The sequence below is a fragment of the Bdellovibrio sp. HCB2-146 genome, assembly GCF_047345725.1.
In the GTDB taxonomy this organism is placed as follows: domain Bacteria; phylum Bdellovibrionota; class Bdellovibrionia; order Bdellovibrionales; family Bdellovibrionaceae; genus Bdellovibrio.
This window is the reverse complement of the sequence record NZ_JBLEQP010000001.1, coordinates 479,421-496,004: the sequence shown is the minus strand read 5'-3', so window position 1 is coordinate 496,004 and position 16,584 is coordinate 479,421. Positions and strand designations below refer to the sequence as shown.

The window sequence follows — 16,584 nt, the reverse complement described above, 5'->3', positions numbered from 1 at the left end:
AGCTAAAAGAGAGATTTTAGAACAAGATTGCCCTCGGCGCTATAGAAGCTTACCGTGTTCGTATGGACCAAAAAACTTTGAACGCGTATTCTGCAAAAGCTTCCGAATATAGCCATGATTGGCTAGCTCAGCCTGAACCAACAGACATGTACAAACTTTTAAAAGAATATTTTAGACCTGGTTTGGAGACTGCTGACATTGGATGTGGGAATGGTCGAGATGCAAATTGGTTATCTCAAAATGGTTTTAAAGCAGTGGGATACGATTCAAGTCTTGAACTCTTGAATTTGGCCGCGACACTTTATCCTCAAATTCAATTCAAACAGGCATTTTTACCGTCATTAAGTGAAATTCAGAATCAATTTGATAATCTTCTTTGTGAAACCGTGATCATGCATTTGCCTCAAGCTCAGATTCTTGAAAGTCTCAAAAACTTAAAACGTCTTTTAAAGAAAGACGGAGTTTTGTATCTTTCATGGAGAGTGACTGAAGGTACAGATATTCGCCACAACGATGGTCGATTATATTCTGCATTTGAGCCTAGTTTTGTTTTGAATCAGTTTTCTAAATCTTCAATTTTGCATTTCGAAGACAAAACTAGTGAAAGCTCAGGTAAGAGAGTTTGTCGCTTGATAATTTCAGGTGAATAAAACCACTCCCAAATTATCCAAGATCTTCATCGAAAGACACTGACTTAAAAATCAGTGTCTTTTTTCTTTAGCTCCTTATCTCGAGCCTTAATCAAAGGCCCCACTGACGAGCGGACAGGAGATTATGTGTTCGACAGAGCACTCTTAAGTTATCAAATGAATGAGATCCCCCTCGCGCCAATGGAATCTTGTGATCGATTTGAAGTTGATAGGAACTCTGACACTTCTTATTTGATTTAAGATCGACATACTCACAGCAGTGATTTGCCTTGTGCAAAAGCTTTCTGCGATCTGTGATTTTAATATGTTGGCGTTTTCGCGTTACCAAGAAACCGTGCGTCGACGAAGACTTTTCCATGGTCACTATCGATGAAGCCTCGACATGAGGACTTGGTTCTTTACGCTCCTTCCCTTTTATCTTTTGGATATGCACTTTGGCGAGATAAGAAATCACTTCTGCCCAATTTCCATCAGGCAAAATATGGGACAAAAGATCTTTGGCTTCAGACAAATCTTTCATCTGATCCGGAGTCAGAGTTAACCCCAAACGAATGCTGTCATCTCGCTGTGGTGTCAACACTTCATGCATTTGAATCGGTTGATTAAATTCGACCGCTAAAACTTTCTTGGTTTCATAGGATGATTTATTTTGGATCTGTTCTAAAATCTGCAAGGTTTGAACAGAATCAATCGAGTTACCAGCCTTACTCTCTTGCTTAATACATTTTTGTACTTGCGTGAGCTGGGTCAAATTTAAAGAGCCGTCTTCTAACTTCTCCGCGATTTCTGGGGCCTTTCTAAGAACTTTCGCAGCTTGAAGGCGACGATACGCGCTGTCCTCGCCGTACCCACAATGCTCAGTCAGGTATTTGAACATGGATTCAAATCCGAGATCGGCATAAAGCCTGCGCGCATCCACTTCGTTGATATGGCATAAAATCACATGCGTGATTTTTCGTTCCGTACGAACCAGTTTATCCATGCGACCCAAAAGCTCTTGATTCGAAATTTTTGAAAGTTCCATGACGACACTCCTTACTTGAACAAGGTTCTATCATGGGTTTTAAAAAGCGATTTTTCCCGTTTTTCTTAAGTGAATATGCATTGAACAAATACCCATAAACACGCTTTGAAAAACGCTAATAGCCGCAACATTCGATCGACAAACAATCCTCACCAGCGCGACTTGTATTCCAAATCAAAATACTACAAAGAGCTCCTTAAAAGCTCAAACAACCCGTCAACAAACTTCTTCATTACAATTGTTGGAATGACATCACGTTTCTTGGTAGCGCGAAAAAAAAGAAACATCAAGCACGCTACAACTCCCAGTAGGAACATATCCCGATCATCTTCCAAGCGTATTCGTGAATGTTACGTGGCTAAAAATCATTACCTTGATGACAGTCGGCAGTTGCTTGGCTATTATTTATTCATGGATAAAAGACTCGAGAAGTATTTTGATGAAAATCTAAGGGACAATCCCAAGGACCCAGAGGGATTGAGGAATTTCTCTATCGAACTCGAGCAATCTCTAAAGCTAACCACAGATCCTCTTCAGCGAATCCGATTTCTAGGAGAGCTTGGTGTGCATCTGCGAACTTTAGGAGACTTGGATCGAGCGGAACAATGTCTTCGAGATGCCCTAAAAATCATTCAAGAAAACAACCTTGGCATTAAGTGGGAAATTCAGCAGAAAATAAGACTAGCGCATGTTCTGCAATGGAAGCGAAGCTTCAATGAAAGTGATAGTCTCTTCAGTGAAATTATAAACACTTGCCGATCTAACGTTGATGCTACCATCTACTTGGACTTTGCACTTCAGCATGCAGGAAAGAATTTTTTTGATCAAAACAGACTGAGAGAGGCCTTAGCTTTCTTTGAAGAGACAATGAGTCTTCGATTGAAAAGAAAAGCCCCTCAAGATCAGATCGAATCTACAGATCTTGCAATCAAAAGAACAAAGTCACTTTTGGCTTATTAAAACCCCTAGGTTCTTTTGCGAGGCCTTGATTAAAAAGTGTAGGCCTCTTTTCTTTTCAATTCACTTTTTAGATTTTAGAACTCGATTAATGAACAAATGTAAATGCCTGATACGTTCGAGTCGCACAAGGTCCTGGGTCTTTTTTCAGTTTTTAACAGGGAAATTATTCTGTGAGTTATTGATTTTTCAGGGGGGCAGCGCAACGTTCGCTTAGGAAAAATTGGTGATCCGGGCACGACTCGAACGTGCGACCTACTGCTTAGAAGGCAGTTGCTCTATCCAGCTGAGCTACCGGACCACTTGAGATATAAAATATCTTGAGGACGCACAAAGTAGCAAACCTAAAGAGAAATTCCAAGACCGTGGAGTAAAAAAACCAAATTACACATTGTGTCAATTCGGTTTATCCGAGAGGTTTTTCTTAAAGACCTCTCTCTCGATCTGAGCTTTCAGGATGGCTTCTTCTTCTGGCGTCGGCGGTTCGCCCCATTTGGCAATGAATTCGGCGCGGGTCTCCTGCCAAGCTTCTTCCAGGATCGCGTCTTTTCTTCCATTTAGGAAGGCTTTCAAAGCGCGAAGACCTGAGACGACGTCGTCCACCTGTTTCTGCTGTTTTTGTTCAACTTCCTCGTAGGCATTTTGGTACATAACCGTAAAGACAATACCGAGGAATACCGGCGTCCAAAGGCGGCGGAAGGTGTTGTAAGCCTCAATTTTGCTTTGCTTGTTCAAGTGAATGCGAGCTTCTTCAGCATGAGCCTCAAAACCGTCGCGAATAATTTTATACATCAAATCGTGAGGGATCTCCTGATCCTTCATCTTCGGTAGAAAGACGGGGAGGCTCAACACGCTACCCACGCGGCTATTTTGAAAGCGCCAGATTCCGTCTAAGACCTTTTTAAGGCGGCCGATATTTTCCGGGTTGTGGGAATCAGCCCACATTTTCGTAAGACCATCACGAATCAAATCGCGTTTAGCGAGGACTTCCGCTGATTGGGCTTCACGCTGTTCAGAGGATTTCAAAATCCAACGATCCGCGATATCCAAGCGGCCGAACAAAATATCTCCCAACGTCAGCACTTCGTTTTCAAGCGCTTTCGCTGATGGAATTTGGCTTATGGAAACTTTTTGTAGATATTTGCGAAGTTTGCGACGGCGATTCCACGACAGCTCATTGGTGAAATCTTCCAGGCCCTTGCCTCTGAAAAGACGTCCTTCAGATTGAGCATCGAGTTCTTCAAAAACTTTTTGCAGAGAATCCTCGAAAAGACCTTCACAGCGCATAGCTCGCGCCTCTGCCACCGAAGTGCAGAGGAAAACCGCCGCGAGCAATGAGGAAACGAAGGCCTTGATCGACATGAGATAAACTCTTTCGGATTTGTTTTTATACGTAAATGAACATGAAGAGTATAGCGAAAGCCGTGCCGTCAATTGGCACCGCCATACTAATTTTACATGGGGATGACTGTTTAAGTCCTTATGGGTGTGACACTATTTGCATTCGGTGAGCACCGGATCGGTGTTCTTGCAACCCAGGGCTTTTTGTATTTCAGGAGGTGCGTAAAGAATGCGGTTCACGCGACCTGCTGTGGAGGGATGAGAATCAGATACATCATCACTGCGATCGGCAAATTCGAATTTTCTTTCCAGGTCGTAACATCGGTCTTTTACGATTGGGCGAATGTATGCAACAGCCGTTTGTTGCACATTCTTACACGAGCGGGCCATGAAGATAGCCTGTGATTCGAAGGCATACTGTCGCGCTTTTCCAGAATCTTGGATCTCTGAAATTTTTTGTTTCAAAGCTTGTGATGAAATCCAATCTGAAAAGCTTTCTTGAATTTTTCCGTCTCCAGATTCGCTGTAGCAATACTTCATTTTGTCATAGTTATCTTCAATTGATTGAAGTTTGTCTTCGAAATCAGCCTCTGTTTTATCGCTGTAGCTGTCTTGATTGTCGCCCTCGTCGCGGTCTTGTTTTAACTCCAGGGACTCTTGCTGATCTTTCTTTGCTTTTGCGACAAGAGCATCTTTCGAAGGAAGCTTAACGTTGAGTGAGCTTGGCCCTTGTAAACATGAGATCACGCTCTTGAAGGGATTTTTTGCGATAGAAATTTTTTTGAATGTGGCATTGGGACTTGCCTGATCTAAGAGTTCATCTGCTGACCTAACGCCACTATACGTTGAATACGATTTTTGCGCCTGACAAGGGTCAACGGAATGCCCGAGTTCATGAGTAATCGCACTAAAAAGTGTCGCATCAGGCATGTTCATGACCTGCGGGCAGACTGTGACTTGATGTGATGAAGGATTGTAGAACGCATTTGGTACTTCGCAGCCCATAGTCGCCAAATCTGCAATGCGGGTTCCAGCGGTCGGAACTTCGAGTTTGATTTTAGAAATTCGATTGATCATATTGTCGATCTCTGCTGCATTTTGAGAGGTACGGCGCGATTTTAAGAATGCCAAAACGCGATTTTGCACGTCGGAAAAAATACTACGAACGCGATTGCCTTCTTTTTGAAAGCGAGAGAAGTTTTGTTTTATTTTCTCGTGTCCGCCGGCCATTTCAGGATCATAAAGTCTCTCGGGATAGACAAATGGATCATTGACTTCATCTAGTTCGCGGAAGCCACCAAGGCATTCCTGAGCATCTGAAATAGCAGAAGTAAAAGCGAAGTTTGGGATCTGACGTCCCTCTTCGTTTTCATACAAATAAAAATTTCGACCTTTGCCATCAAACTGGCGGCAGGAACTTTGAAACGAACAGCTGGGCATATCGGCAATTCGACAGCCAGCTTCTTTGCTGGCTGTTGCTTTTAATTGCACGGCAAGATTCTGAATCTGAGCGACTAAGTCTTGATCATCAGCAGAAACGCCAAATGCAACCGAAGCAAAAAAAGAAGTGCCTAAAAGAAAAGTGCACAAAGATTTTATCACTTCGCCGATCCTTTGGCATAACGGCGAACGATTTCAAGTTCTGCGATGTAGTTGCCATAGGCTTTACCTTGCATGCAACCACGGAGAGTTTGAGTTGTTTTATCTGTTTTAGTGAAAGTATAAGTTCCGGCCGGACAACCGCTTGCAGCTGAAACAGCCGAAGGACCTTTTGCCATTTCTTTCCAAGCTTTTAAAACTGGGGACGGTAGTGTCTTACCCAGATTGCGGCCGGTAAAAAAGTACTGACCATTTTCTTCTTTTGCGATGTCACGGCGGGAATATCCCAAGTGACTTGTCCGATGAAATTCCATCTTCCAAGCAAAGCTCACCGAACAAAATAAAAACACCACAAGAAAGTATTTCATGCAGTCTTCAGTTTAAATTTTTTAAATTGAATTGCCTCTACAAAATCCCGCGGCCCAGCCCAAAGTCTGATATGGGAGTTAAGCCATGTGGCGTTTTTGAAGGCCAGCGCAGAAAGCCACGCCCGCTAAGATCACATACCAGATAGAAAGCATCCACAGGAACAACAACGGAATCGCCGCGAAAGATCCATAGATAGAGCTATAGTTGAACGCCTTTTGTGCCAGCAAGCCATAACCTTTGTGCACACCGAATAAAACAGTAGCGGTGGTAAAGGAGCTAATAAAGGCTGCTTTGGTATTTACTTTTAAGTCGGGAACCAATTTAAAAATTAAAAACAAAGAGCCCACCAGAACCAAAGTATTTGAAATCGTACGCGGAAGCAGGCGATGCACGAACTGCAGCTCTTCAAGTGAATTAAAAGCGACGTAAACCGCCAGCATCAGCGGAATGGCCAGGATTAAACCCCATTGATAAATGAAACGCTTATAGAAAGGTCTGGAGCTTCTTTGATTCCAAACGCGGTTGATGCCAACTTCCATATCATGCAATAAACGGAAGGACGTGATCACAAGAAGCACCACGCCTGAAATCCCAAGTTTTCCGGCGTTGATATTTTTTAGAAAGATACGGATGAATTTTGAAACACTGCTGCCAGCAGCTTCGCGCAGATTTGAAAGTAACAATGCTTCTACTTTTGGATAAAGTGCTTCAAGACCGCCGATAGATTGAAAGACGGCGAGAACAACCGCGATAAACGGAATCAGGCCAAGTGCCGTTGAAAAAGCCAAAGACCCCGCAACCAATTGCAGCTCGCCATCGCGCATCTGCTGAGCGGTGTCTTTGAGTACTTCCCACACTCGTCTAAAGTTAAAGCCAAAATCTCTTTTGAACAGCGAAGTCATGTCCGTTTCTTTCAATCAGAGCTGCATCACAATACGGATCGTGCTCAAAGAAAAGATACCATGAATGGTCGGCTGCTTCACCTAAGTATTTCTGTTTTTCTTCCATCAGCGTGAGCGGATGGAGGTCATAACCCATTAACCAAGGAATTTTCACGTGTGTGCTTGTTGGAACAAGGTCGCCACAATACAACAGCGTGGTTTTATCATCGCTGACTTTGATAATTTGTTGGCCTTGAGTGTGGCCGTTACTGATCAAACAAGAAATTCCGGGAATAAAGTTTTCAACTGGACCTTTAAGAAGTTTCAAAACGCCCGCGTCGAGAAGCGGTTGGAAATTCGCGGGATAATAACTCGCCCGTTCACGCAAGTTAGGCTCGCGAGCAGTTTCGTAGTTCGCCCACTGAGCCCAGTACTGTGCCTTGGGGAACGTTGGAGCCAATTTTCCATTTACTTCAGTGGTCGCACCACCGGCATGGTCAAAGTGAAAGTGCGTGATAACAACGTGATGAATGTCTTCAGGCTTCAAACCAAATTTGACCAAGGATTTTAAAAGTGAGGGGCCGTTTTGATCAATCCCGTACATCTCAGCAAACTTGTTACCCAGCTTTTCACCGTATTTCAAAACGAAGTCAGCCCCATTTCCAGTGTCGATCAAAACATTGCAGCCAGGGGACTTAAGAAGCAAACCACGAGCTTCCATTTGAATACGATTCTTATCGTCCGTAGGGTTTGTTTTCTCCCACAAAACTTTTGGAACAGTTCCAAACATCGCGCCGCCATCTAAGCCAAATTCTCCGGTGGGAATCGGGCAGACTTCAAAAGTGCCAATTTTAATTTTTCGTGATTCGACTTCAAATTTGCTCGGAGTCATTAGGGGCCTCCTTTGGTTCCTCTTCCTTTACGTGGAATGCATGGGGGTTGATAGTCATCACCCAGCTTTTATAGGCAGTATACACCTGCTCAATAGGACCTGGGGGGTGAACCGGACCAACGTGCAAGACAAGCTTCCCTGGGACCGCAAAGATACGACCTTTGGGCCAAAGCTCAGCGTTTCCTTCGAGATAAGTAAATAAAAGTGGAGTCTGAGTTCTTTCAGAAAAAATCGAAACCCCGCGTTTAAACTCTTGAACCTTTCCATCACGAGAGCGCGTGCCTTCAGGAAAAATAATCAACCACATGCGTGGCAGTTCCGTCAGAAGTTTCAAAATCAAATTGATCGCTTCGCCTTTACGGTCTTTGCGATCAATTGGAATGGCGCCCAAGCAGTGTTGCGAGAAAAACGTAAACAGGGGATTGGTAAAGAAATAATCCTTCGCGGCTGCGATATACACATCCAGCCAATAAACGCGCGGAATAGAAGCGGCAATCGACACCGCATCCAAGTGACTGGCGTGATTCGAAATAATAATAAGCTTTGGCTGAGTCTTATAGAGTTCCTTAAACGTCGTGCCTTTGACGGTCAGGCGAATATAAAACTTAAAGAAAAGATTCTTTAAAATAATGGACCAGACAAAGCGCACGCAGACGCTGAAAATATCAATATGACGAGTGAACAGCGGTAAATGCTTTAAGTAGGTTGGAAGCTTCGTCCACTGTTCGTTTTCGTAGTCCCAATCCTTCATAGAATCGCCGTCATCACGTAATAGTAAATAGGAGCCACAAAAATCAAACGGTCCACACGGTGAAGGAAGTCACCACGACCGATGATGAAAGGGCCCACAGTTTTCATTCCGGCATCACGACGAACCACTGTCATCACAAGGTCGCCGATAAAGCCCCCCAGGGATGCAACCAAGCCTGATGCCAACCAATATTTGTCAGAACCATCGGGTAATAAATAGCGCATGGAGCCTGCAAGGAATAACGTCAGCAAAATCGAAACCGCCGTACTGCCGACGGTACGACGAGGGTTGATGCCGGGGAAAAGTCTCCAACCACCGATGTAACGGCCCACGGCCAAGTTCGTGTTATCGCAAAACTCTGTCAGGATAACCAAGTACATGACTTGGAAAACGCCATTTGGGAATTTCATAATCAAACCCAAATGCATAAACGACCAGCCCAAAAAGATAAAGGCGAGCAAGGTCAGCGAAATATACTGAATCATGCGCTTATAAGAATTACGGAACAGCGGTACCAAACATGCGGCACCTAACACCACCATCGGCATGTTGTTGTAAATATCCAAACGGTCAAACCAGCAACAAAGCGCCAGTCCTATAATTCCCGCATAACAAAGCAGAACAAAGTAACTGCGGTGGAACATTCCCATGATCTGGAAAAATATTTTCGCACCCACGATCGCAAGACATGTGAGAAGGACCAATGGCCAAGGATCCGGCAAACCCATTCCGATAAACATCACCGGAGCTGCGATCAGCCAGCTTTTAATGCTCGCCCAAGATTGAACGAAGTAATAGTTGCGGTTACGGAAAAAGAAAATAATCGCGCCGGATACAAAGATGATCGATAGAACAATCAAAACCGTTTGGCGATAAGCATGGGACTCCCACGCGGTGGGAACACTCATGCGAAACGGTAATTCAAAACTAAAATCCATTAATTGGAATCCTCATCAATTTTATATTCTTTAATTTTCTTATACAGATTCGAGCGCGACACTTGCAGTAAGCCCGCTGCCGTCTCCACATCTTGAGTTTGTTTCAGGCAAGAGCGAATCACGTGCGTTTCAAACTCTTCCACCAAAGTGGCAAGACCTTTGTTGAAATCAATCACGGTATAAGAAGGAGCTCCTGTTGCCGTGGCCGCTGGTTTTAACCAAGCCGACACGTCTTCATCACGAATCATTGGAAGTGGGGAGACCAGACTGAGTTGTTCACACACGCGCTTTAGTTCGCGCACATTTCCTGGCCAGTTGTATTTCTGAAGCGCAGTCAAACCATCATCGGTAAATGTTTTGTTACGACGAGGACGCTCGGATGCTAAAAAGTGTTGTGCCAGTTCTGCGATATCCTCAAGACGTTCGCGCAAAGGTGTCAGGTGAATACGTTGCGAGGCCAAGCGATACAGCAAATCCTCACGGAACTCACCGGCGGCCACCATTTTATCCAACGGCTTATTGCTTGCTGCAATCACACGCACTTTTACAATCGTACTTTCCTTGGCACCCACACGGCGAACTTCTCCGCTTTCAAGGAAGCGCAAAAGTTTTGCCTGTTGAGTTAGCGGCAAAGCTTCGATTTCATCTAGGAACAAGTCACCACCGTTGGCAGCTTCTACAAGTCCGGTTTTGTTTTGATCTGCTCCGGTGAAAGCGCCTTTCACGTGACCAAACATTTCCGATTCAAAAAGATTATCGGGAATGCTTGCCAAATTCACAGCGATAAAGGGACGTTCCGCTTCCTGTTCATGAAGCAAGCGAGCTGTGACTTCTTTACCGCAACCTGTTTCACCTTCGATGAGAACCGGGCTGGTTTCGCCACGAAGTTCCGCAATACGTTTACGGATTTGTTGCGAAGCCGAAGAAGAGCCGACCCAACGAACACTGTGACGATTTGCACTTGGGTCGATATTGCGAAGGCTCCACAGAGCTTCGATTTTTTCAACGACCAAGGCCACTTCTTCCGGCGTAAGAGGTTTTGCAAGGAATCTTTGTGCGCCAGCCTTCAAACATGTTTCCATCAGTTGGCGGTTGAGATCGCCTGACATCGCCACCACTTCAAGTTGTGCATGCGTCTTTAAAAGCTTTTCGATAATTTGTGGACCCACAGGACCTTTGCCTGGCTCCAAGTGCATGTCGACGAAGGCAGCGTGATAAAAACGCTCAAACTGAATCGATTCCAACGTATGAGCTGAAAAAACCTTCCAATGCGAAGGCAAAATCATCTTCAAAGATTGATGAATCAGGGGATCGTCATCGACAATGAGTAGAGAAAAAACTCGAGTTGTTGCCATAGAGCTCATCCTCGCTCGACCAAGGGTCTTTGACTACCCTTAGTGCGCATGGTCACTAGTGACGAGGGCCTTAGAATACTCTAAAATTATTTAGGGAGGACGTTGATGGACGCTCTTAAGATCTTACTGGTAGAAAACATTCACCCTGTAGCTAAAGAAAGACTGATCGAAGAAGGTTTTCAAGTCGATTTGATCTCGTATGCTCCTTCCGAAGAAGAGCTTCTCGCGACTCTTCCACGCTATGATGTCTTAGGTATCCGTTCTAAAACCGAAGTGACGGCGAAGGTGCTTCATGCAAATAAGCATTTGGTGGGCATCGGTTGTTTTTGTATCGGGACAAATCAAGTTGATTTAGTGACTGCGAAGGATGTTGGCATTCCTGTATTCAATGCGCCACACTCGAACACGCGCTCGGTTGCGGAACTGGTGATTGCGGAGATGGTTTCTCTGTCTCGTCAATTGGGCGATCGCAATACCAAAGCTCATATGGGTGAGTGGGTCAAATCGGCTGAAGGTTCACGTGAAGTGCGTGGCAAAACTTTGGGCATTGTGGGTTATGGCCATATCGGCAGCCAAGTCAGCATCCTCGCTGAATCTATGGGCCTTAAAGTGGTGTTCTACGACACAGTCAAAAAACTTCCACTCGGAAATGCGAGTGCGATGTCATCACTGGCCGAGCTTTTAAAAATTTCTGACTTCGTGACTTTGCATGTGCCAGAAACTCCTGAAACGAAAGATATGATTTCTAGCAAAGAACTTGCGCTGATGAAAAAGGGCGCAAACCTTATCAATGCCAGCCGCGGGACCGTGGTTGTAATTGAAGACCTCGTACAAGCTTTGAAATCCAAACACCTTGGTGGCTGTGCGATCGACGTTTTCCCTTGGGAGCCAGCTTCGAACAAAGAAAAATTCGTCTCTCCTCTTCAAGGACTTTCCAACGTGATCCTCACGCCTCATATCGGGGGCAGCACTGAGGAGGCCCAATATGCGATCGGCATGGAGGTCGCTGAGAGTTTCCGTCGTTATTTGAAAATCGGCTCGACGTCAGGAGCTGTGAATTTCCCGAATGTTGATTTGCCTGTGAAGCAGGGGACGTCACGAATCCTCAATGTGCATAAGAATGAGCCCGGGGTTCTTGGGGAGATCAACGGTCTGATTTCCAAGGCGGGGGCTAATATCGAGGGACAATTCTTGTCCACTGATGAAAAAATTGGATACCTGGTGATGGATCTTCACTCTCAACATGCACAAAGTTTAGCCACTGACATTGGAAAACTTTCCCGTTCTATTCGAACAAGGGTCGTATACTAGTCTGAAAGTGGAGAATTAGGACCATTCGTGATACTTCCTATCGGGTTGATTTAATCCTATCGGAGGTTTCATGAAATTGGTTATCGCGTCTCTTATGTTGGCTATGGCACCTGCTGCTTCTTTCGCAGTTTCTGCTGATTTTGGTGGTGGCTATACAACTCCAGGTTACGAAGTTGAATATCTTTACTCTTCTTGGTGCAACCAAAATGAAGTGACGTCACAAGACGGTTTTGGTGAGTTGGTTCTGCTTCAAGATTGTTCTGAACAAGGTCTAACTTGCAAAACTAAAGAAGCATACCGCGGTCGCAAGGTTGTTGTTTCTGCTTATTGCTCTGCTAAGTAATTTCGATATCGCAGGGAAGGTGACTAGATCACTTTCCCTGGATTCATGATCCCGTCTGGATCGAAAACCTTTTTAATCCCGCGCATCAGTTCTACTTCCGCTTCGGATCTTGTGTACGTTAAGAAAGATTTTTTTGTTAAGCCCACGCCGTGTTCTGCGGAAATGGATCCTTTGTATTTACGAACAGTTTCAAAAACCATTTTATCGACTTTGCGACATTCGGTCACAAATTCTTCTTTCGACATTCCTTGAGGACGTAAAATATTGATGTGCAAATTGCCGTCACCGATATGGCCAAACCACACAACTTCCCAAGTTGGATAAGCTTGCGACAAAACTTTATCCAGATCTTCCATGAACGGTGGAACTTTTGAAATCGCCACTGCGATATCATTTTTGTACGGAGAGTACTTCGCAAGTGATTCAGAAATGTCTTCGCGATAACGCCAGAAGGTCGCTGCTTGCACATCCGACTGACTGATCACGCCGTCAGAGATCCAACCTTCTTCCAGACCTTTTTCAAACGCGCTCAGAGCACGTTCTTCATCCGACTCTGTGCGTGCCTCTACTTCTGCCAAGACGTAAAACGGAGAATCCGCAGAGAGAGGAGCGGCAAGGCCTGTATTTTCTAAAACTTTTTTAAGAGCTTTATCAGAGAACATTTCAAACGCCACAAGAGTGGCTTTGGTTTTAAACTCGGCAAAGATTTTCATCACCGCATCGAGTGCTGGCACCGCCAACACCATGACTTTCATTGGCGGAGGAGCGGGCGCAAGGCGAATGGTTGCCTCTGTGATAAATCCCAAAGTTCCTTCAGCACCAATAAATAAATGGCGAAGATCATAACCCGTGGCATTTTTTACGAGCGCATTGTTGAGTTCTAAAACGTCACCAGCTCCGGTTACCACTTTCAATCCCGCGATCCAATCACGAGTTAAACCGTAGCGAAGAACTTTGATTCCGCCTGCGTTAGTGGAAATATTTCCGCCCATTTGCGACGAACCAGTCGCGGCGAAATCCACTGGATAAAAAAGATTTTTTGAAATCGCAAATTCTTGCAAAGACTCCGTCACCACGCCGGCTTCAATCACCACTGTTTGGTCAACAGCGCTGAATTCTTTGATCTGATTCATTTGATCAAAAGAAACAACCACTTCACCTTGTGTGGCAACAGCAGCGCCGGATAAACCCGTGCGACCACCAGATGGGACAAGTGCAATTTTATTTTGGCGGGCCCAACGGACCAGCTTCATCACATCTTCAGTTGTACGAGGGAAAACGATGGCGGAGGCTTTGATGTCGAAGTAGGTCGTCCAGTCCTTGCCCCAGTATTTGAGGCTTTCCTCGTCGGTTTTGATTTGGTCTTTTGACAAAACTTTTTCAAGATCGACAAGTGCTGGAGACGGGACCATGTTCTACATCCTTTGGTGATAATCCTTCAGTGTTCTTATTCTAAAGAATGCGTAGACAGGACACAAGCCCCAAGCGGCGGTCAATAGACCATAGACACCGATATACGCCCAAAAAGGACCGCCGGCGATGGCATAGGCTGTTAAACCTAAACCAAACAAAAACCTTAAGGCGCGGTCCCAAAGGGCGACGTTACATCTCATGTTATTTCAAAAGCTCTTGAAGTTCGCCGGATTGATACATTTCCATCATGATATCGCTGCCGCCGACCAATTGTTTATTGATGTAAAGTTGAGGAATAGTTGGCCAGTTGCCGTACTCTTTGATGCCTTGGCGGATGGCTTCGTCATCAAGAACGTTTACGTCGTGGAATTTTGTACCCAAATCTTGAAGGATTGCGCAAGCACGTGCAGAGAAACCGCACATTGGGAATTGTTGAGTGCCCTTCATGAAAAGGACAACTTTGTTATCGTTCAAAATAGTTTCAATTTTTGCTTTTACGTCAGACATGAATTACCTCACGGTCTATTATTCTAAGGGATCTTTGTTTTGATAGAAAGAGCATGGACCTCGCCTGTCTTCAGTTCAGGACCGAAGCAAGACATCACATGCTGATGTTGTTGAATACGTGAGAGACCTGCAAATTTGTCGCTCTCAACAAAAACTTCGTAGTGATCTTGAGTGCCAGTCAAATCATAAACTTCGATTTTACAGTTCGGGTAGTTTTGTGAAAGGCGCTCTTTCATTTGTTCTGGTGTCATAGGCGGCCAAACTACCAGAGTGGGCTAGGCAAGTCGACACTGGGAAGCTTGTTTAACGCATTATGTCAGTGTAGGATGGCACCTATGTTTGGACCGACTTCTCGTCTCTTAAAAATATGGACTCTTGTCCTTATGGCCCTGTGTTTTTACGCGATCTCGCGTTTAGAGTTCCTCGCGTGGAATTGGAGTCTTTTTCAGACTAAATCGGGGGGCGATATCCTGTGGGCCTTTGTCGTGGGAATGCGTTTTGATATCGCAGCGGCTCTTACTCTAACGGCTCCGGTTTTGTTGTGGTCGTTTCTGCCGTGGCCTATGAAGTGGCAGAGGTTCTGGCAAATTTCTACTTTTCTCGGATTTATCTTAGTTCATGTTCCGTTTTACATTGTGAATTTGGTTGATACTGAATTCATCAATTTTGTAGGACGCCGATTTACTTGGGACGGACTTTTTATTGTTTCCGAAGTTCAAGGTAAGATGCTGAACTTTATCGGCAGCTACTGGAAGCTTTTTGCTGTGAACACCATGCTGGTGGGGCTTTTCATTTGGGCCGCTTATGCGATTATCTTTTTCCCTCCGCGCTTAAAACCATTGGCGTCGAGTGTAAAGATGTGGAGCGCGCACGCGTTCTTGTGCTTCGTTTGTATCGTGCTGGCAGTTATCGGCATCCGTGGTGGATTGCAATCAAAACCTGTGAATTTCGTGAACGCGAATGTGTTTGCGGCTCCGTTATTGAACAACTTGGTTTTGAATTCTTCGTTCACGTTTATCAAAAGTTACGGCGCTGAAGAAATTAAGAGAGAAAAATATTTTAGCGATGAACAAGAGATGATTCGCTATTTGAATGGTTCTTATGAAGGTACTTCTTTGAAGGGCCAGCGTCCTGCAAAAAATCCGAACATCGTGATCATTATTCTTGAGAGCTTCGGTAAAGAATACTTCGGTATTCGTAATGGGCATTCTTATACGCCTTTCTTAGATTCCTTGATGAGCAAGTCCTTGGTGTTTGAAAATGCGTACGCGAACGGTCGTCGCTCGATTGAAGGTGTGGCAGCCGTGATGGGCGGGATTCCAGCTTTGATGAGTGAGCCATTTATTTCCTCGCACTTTACTTCAAACTATTTCTTGGGTTTGGGCACGTTATTGACGGAAAAGAAATACACGACAAGTTTCTTTCATGGTGGCCACAACGGCACGATGTATTTTGATTCTTTCATGCAAAGTGCAGGGGTAGAAAAATACTACGGTGCCAGTGAATACGGAAATAAAGAAGACGACGATGGTGTGTGGGGAATTTGGGATGAGCCGTTCTTACAATGGATGCTCACGCATTTAGACTCCGAAAAAACGCCGTTTATGACGTCGGTCTTCACTTTGAGTTCGCATCAACCGTTTAAGGTTCCGGAAAAATATCGTGATCAGTTCCCAGAGGGACCGGTTGATATTTTGAAAACAATTTCTTATACGGACTTTGCATTGAAGAAATTCTTTGAAACAGCGGCGACCAAGTCGTGGTACAAAGATACTTTATTCATCATCACAGCGGACCATACTTCGAAGCATTACCTTCCAGAATACGACAATGAAATCGGGAACTATCGCATTCCCATGATTTTCTTCCACCCCACGTGGAAAATGCCAGCCGTAGACCCGAATATGGTTGTGCAGCAGATCGATGTGATGCCGACGATTCTTGATATCTTGGGAATGCAGCCAAAAGATCAAAACTACCTTGGCAGTTCGATTTTTGTTCCAGGTGATAAAACTGCTGTGAACTTTATTGATGGTCGTTATTTGTTAACCGCGCGCGATTATCAAATCCGTTGGTCCCCAGGGCACGGGGAGCCAGAGATGTTTGCCATGTCGGATGTGAATGCTGAACATCCTTTGACTGAACCTGCGGCTCGCAAGGAAGATTTGATCAAACGCTTAAAAGCCACGATTCAATATTTCAACGAAGGCATGTGGGACAATAAATTATATTATCCTGCGAAAGGTCTTTAGA

18 protein-coding genes and 1 tRNA gene are annotated in these 16,584 nt (G+C 44.7%); 5 read left to right on the top strand and 14 right to left on the bottom strand.

Annotation, left to right across the window (positions count from 1 at the left end):
- Positions 1 to 62 precede the first annotated feature (62 nt).
- On the top strand, positions 63 to 650 hold the full coding sequence (locus ACLWOR_RS02440; RefSeq protein WP_413939078.1) for a class I SAM-dependent methyltransferase: 588 nt from the start codon (positions 63 to 65) through the stop codon (positions 648 to 650).
- 91 nt (positions 651 to 741) lie between these two features.
- On the opposite strand, the gene ACLWOR_RS02435 is transcribed toward ACLWOR_RS02440, so the two are convergent.
- Positions 742 to 1,674, bottom strand: coding sequence for an HNH endonuclease (locus ACLWOR_RS02435; protein ID WP_413939077.1), 933 nt, complete (start codon positions 1,672 to 1,674; stop codon positions 742 to 744).
- A 354-nt stretch (positions 1,675 to 2,028) separates the two neighbouring features.
- On the opposite strand from ACLWOR_RS02435, the gene ACLWOR_RS02430 reads away from it, so the two are divergent.
- On the top strand, positions 2,029 to 2,634 hold the full coding sequence (locus ACLWOR_RS02430) for a hypothetical protein (protein ID WP_413939076.1): 606 nt from the start codon (positions 2,029 to 2,031) through the stop codon (positions 2,632 to 2,634).
- Between the two features lie 221 nt (positions 2,635 to 2,855).
- On the opposite strand, the gene ACLWOR_RS02425 is transcribed toward ACLWOR_RS02430, so the two are convergent.
- The 9 genes from ACLWOR_RS02425 to ACLWOR_RS02385 form a co-directional block, all read right to left on the bottom strand.
- Positions 2,856 to 2,932: transfer RNA gene (locus tag ACLWOR_RS02425), tRNA-Arg, on the bottom strand.
- A gap of 95 nt (positions 2,933 to 3,027) precedes the next feature.
- Positions 3,028 to 3,993, bottom strand: coding sequence for a hypothetical protein (locus ACLWOR_RS02420; protein ID WP_413939075.1), 966 nt, complete (start codon positions 3,991 to 3,993; stop codon positions 3,028 to 3,030).
- A 132-nt stretch (positions 3,994 to 4,125) separates the two neighbouring features.
- Positions 4,126 to 5,574, bottom strand: coding sequence for a hypothetical protein (locus ACLWOR_RS02415; protein ID WP_413939074.1), 1,449 nt, complete (start codon positions 5,572 to 5,574; stop codon positions 4,126 to 4,128).
- Positions 5,571 to 5,939, bottom strand: coding sequence for a hypothetical protein (locus ACLWOR_RS02410; protein WP_413939073.1), 369 nt, complete (start codon positions 5,937 to 5,939; stop codon positions 5,571 to 5,573). The genes ACLWOR_RS02415 and ACLWOR_RS02410 overlap by 4 nt, the downstream gene beginning before the upstream one ends.
- 78 nt (positions 5,940 to 6,017) lie before the next feature.
- Positions 6,018 to 6,842, bottom strand: a complete 825-nt coding sequence (locus ACLWOR_RS02405; protein WP_413939072.1) for a YihY/virulence factor BrkB family protein — start codon at positions 6,840 to 6,842, stop codon at positions 6,018 to 6,020.
- Positions 6,808 to 7,713 (bottom strand): MBL fold metallo-hydrolase, encoded by a 906-nt coding sequence (locus tag ACLWOR_RS02400; RefSeq protein ID WP_413939071.1) that lies wholly within the window; start codon positions 7,711 to 7,713, stop codon positions 6,808 to 6,810. Before ACLWOR_RS02400 ends, ACLWOR_RS02405 begins: the two co-directional genes overlap by 35 nt.
- Positions 7,694 to 8,464 carry a lysophospholipid acyltransferase family protein gene (locus ACLWOR_RS02395; RefSeq protein ID WP_413939070.1) on the bottom strand — a complete coding sequence of 257 codons (771 nt, stop codon included), beginning with the start codon at positions 8,462 to 8,464 and terminating at the stop codon, positions 7,694 to 7,696. Before ACLWOR_RS02395 ends, ACLWOR_RS02400 begins: the two co-directional genes overlap by 20 nt.
- Positions 8,461 to 9,402, bottom strand: coding sequence for a phosphatidate cytidylyltransferase (locus ACLWOR_RS02390; protein ID WP_413939069.1), 942 nt, complete (start codon positions 9,400 to 9,402; stop codon positions 8,461 to 8,463). Before ACLWOR_RS02390 ends, ACLWOR_RS02395 begins: the two co-directional genes overlap by 4 nt.
- On the bottom strand, positions 9,402 to 10,757 hold the full coding sequence (locus ACLWOR_RS02385) for a sigma-54-dependent transcriptional regulator (protein ID WP_413939068.1): 1,356 nt from the start codon (positions 10,755 to 10,757) through the stop codon (positions 9,402 to 9,404). Before ACLWOR_RS02385 ends, ACLWOR_RS02390 begins: the two co-directional genes overlap by 1 nt.
- 105 nt (positions 10,758 to 10,862) lie before the next feature.
- Here ACLWOR_RS02385 and serA point away from each other — a divergent pair, with 105 nt between their 5' ends.
- Positions 10,863 to 12,068: a phosphoglycerate dehydrogenase gene (gene serA / locus ACLWOR_RS02380; RefSeq protein ID WP_413939067.1), complete on the top strand. Its 1,206-nt coding sequence runs from the start codon at positions 10,863 to 10,865 to the stop codon at positions 12,066 to 12,068.
- Between the two features lie 70 nt (positions 12,069 to 12,138).
- Positions 12,139 to 12,411, top strand: coding sequence for a hypothetical protein (locus ACLWOR_RS02375; protein WP_413939066.1), 273 nt, complete (start codon positions 12,139 to 12,141; stop codon positions 12,409 to 12,411).
- A gap of 23 nt (positions 12,412 to 12,434) precedes the next feature.
- On the opposite strand, the gene ACLWOR_RS02370 is transcribed toward ACLWOR_RS02375, so the two are convergent.
- Genes ACLWOR_RS02370 through ACLWOR_RS02355 form a run of 4 tightly spaced genes read right to left on the bottom strand, consistent with a single transcriptional unit; the run spans position 12,435 to position 14,582 of the window.
- Positions 12,435 to 13,823, bottom strand: a complete 1,389-nt coding sequence (locus ACLWOR_RS02370) for an FAD-binding oxidoreductase (protein ID WP_413939065.1) — start codon at positions 13,821 to 13,823, stop codon at positions 12,435 to 12,437.
- A 3-nt stretch (positions 13,824 to 13,826) separates the two neighbouring features.
- On the bottom strand, positions 13,827 to 14,024 hold the full coding sequence (locus ACLWOR_RS02365; protein WP_413939064.1) for a DUF2892 domain-containing protein: 198 nt from the start codon (positions 14,022 to 14,024) through the stop codon (positions 13,827 to 13,829).
- 1 nt (position 14,025) lies between these two features.
- Positions 14,026 to 14,331: a Grx4 family monothiol glutaredoxin gene (gene grxD, locus ACLWOR_RS02360; protein ID WP_413939063.1), complete on the bottom strand. Its 306-nt coding sequence runs from the start codon at positions 14,329 to 14,331 to the stop codon at positions 14,026 to 14,028.
- A gap of 23 nt (positions 14,332 to 14,354) precedes the next feature.
- On the bottom strand, positions 14,355 to 14,582 hold the full coding sequence (locus tag ACLWOR_RS02355; RefSeq protein WP_413939062.1) for a BolA/IbaG family iron-sulfur metabolism protein: 228 nt from the start codon (positions 14,580 to 14,582) through the stop codon (positions 14,355 to 14,357).
- 84 nt (positions 14,583 to 14,666) lie between these two features.
- Here ACLWOR_RS02355 and ACLWOR_RS02350 point away from each other — a divergent pair, with 84 nt between their 5' ends.
- Entirely contained in the window at positions 14,667 to 16,583 is a 1,917-nt protein-coding gene (locus tag ACLWOR_RS02350) for an LTA synthase family protein (protein WP_413939061.1), read from the top strand.
- Position 16,584: the final 1 nt, after the last annotated feature.

Excerpts from the sequence above, each read along its gene's own strand:
- ACLWOR_RS02440 (WP_413939078.1), top strand. The coding sequence starts at position 63 with ATGGACCAAAAAACTTTGAACGCGTATTCTGCAAAAGCTTCCGAATAT.
- ACLWOR_RS02435 (WP_413939077.1), bottom strand. The coding sequence starts at position 1,674 with ATGGAACTTTCAAAAATTTCGAATCAAGAGCTTTTGGGTCGCATGGAT.
- ACLWOR_RS02420 (WP_413939075.1), bottom strand. The coding sequence starts at position 3,993 with ATGTCGATCAAGGCCTTCGTTTCCTCATTGCTCGCGGCGGTTTTCCTC.
- ACLWOR_RS02410 (WP_413939073.1), bottom strand. The coding sequence starts at position 5,939 with ATGAAATACTTTCTTGTGGTGTTTTTATTTTGTTCGGTGAGCTTTGCT.
- ACLWOR_RS02405 (WP_413939072.1), bottom strand. The coding sequence starts at position 6,842 with ATGACTTCGCTGTTCAAAAGAGATTTTGGCTTTAACTTTAGACGAGTG.
- ACLWOR_RS02400 (WP_413939071.1), bottom strand. The coding sequence starts at position 7,713 with ATGACTCCGAGCAAATTTGAAGTCGAATCACGAAAAATTAAAATTGGC.
- ACLWOR_RS02395 (WP_413939070.1), bottom strand. The coding sequence starts at position 8,464 with ATGAAGGATTGGGACTACGAAAACGAACAGTGGACGAAGCTTCCAACC.
- ACLWOR_RS02390 (WP_413939069.1), bottom strand. The coding sequence starts at position 9,402 with ATGGATTTTAGTTTTGAATTACCGTTTCGCATGAGTGTTCCCACCGCG.
- ACLWOR_RS02385 (WP_413939068.1), bottom strand. The coding sequence starts at position 10,757 with ATGGCAACAACTCGAGTTTTTTCTCTACTCATTGTCGATGACGATCCC.
- serA (WP_413939067.1), top strand. The coding sequence starts at position 10,863 with ATGGACGCTCTTAAGATCTTACTGGTAGAAAACATTCACCCTGTAGCT.
- ACLWOR_RS02375 (WP_413939066.1), top strand. The coding sequence starts at position 12,139 with ATGAAATTGGTTATCGCGTCTCTTATGTTGGCTATGGCACCTGCTGCT.
- ACLWOR_RS02370 (WP_413939065.1), bottom strand. The coding sequence starts at position 13,823 with ATGGTCCCGTCTCCAGCACTTGTCGATCTTGAAAAAGTTTTGTCAAAA.
- ACLWOR_RS02365 (WP_413939064.1), bottom strand. The coding sequence starts at position 14,024 with ATGAGATGTAACGTCGCCCTTTGGGACCGCGCCTTAAGGTTTTTGTTT.
- grxD (WP_413939063.1), bottom strand. The coding sequence starts at position 14,331 with ATGTCTGACGTAAAAGCAAAAATTGAAACTATTTTGAACGATAACAAA.
- ACLWOR_RS02355 (WP_413939062.1), bottom strand. The coding sequence starts at position 14,582 with ATGACACCAGAACAAATGAAAGAGCGCCTTTCACAAAACTACCCGAAC.
- ACLWOR_RS02350 (WP_413939061.1), top strand. The coding sequence starts at position 14,667 with ATGTTTGGACCGACTTCTCGTCTCTTAAAAATATGGACTCTTGTCCTT.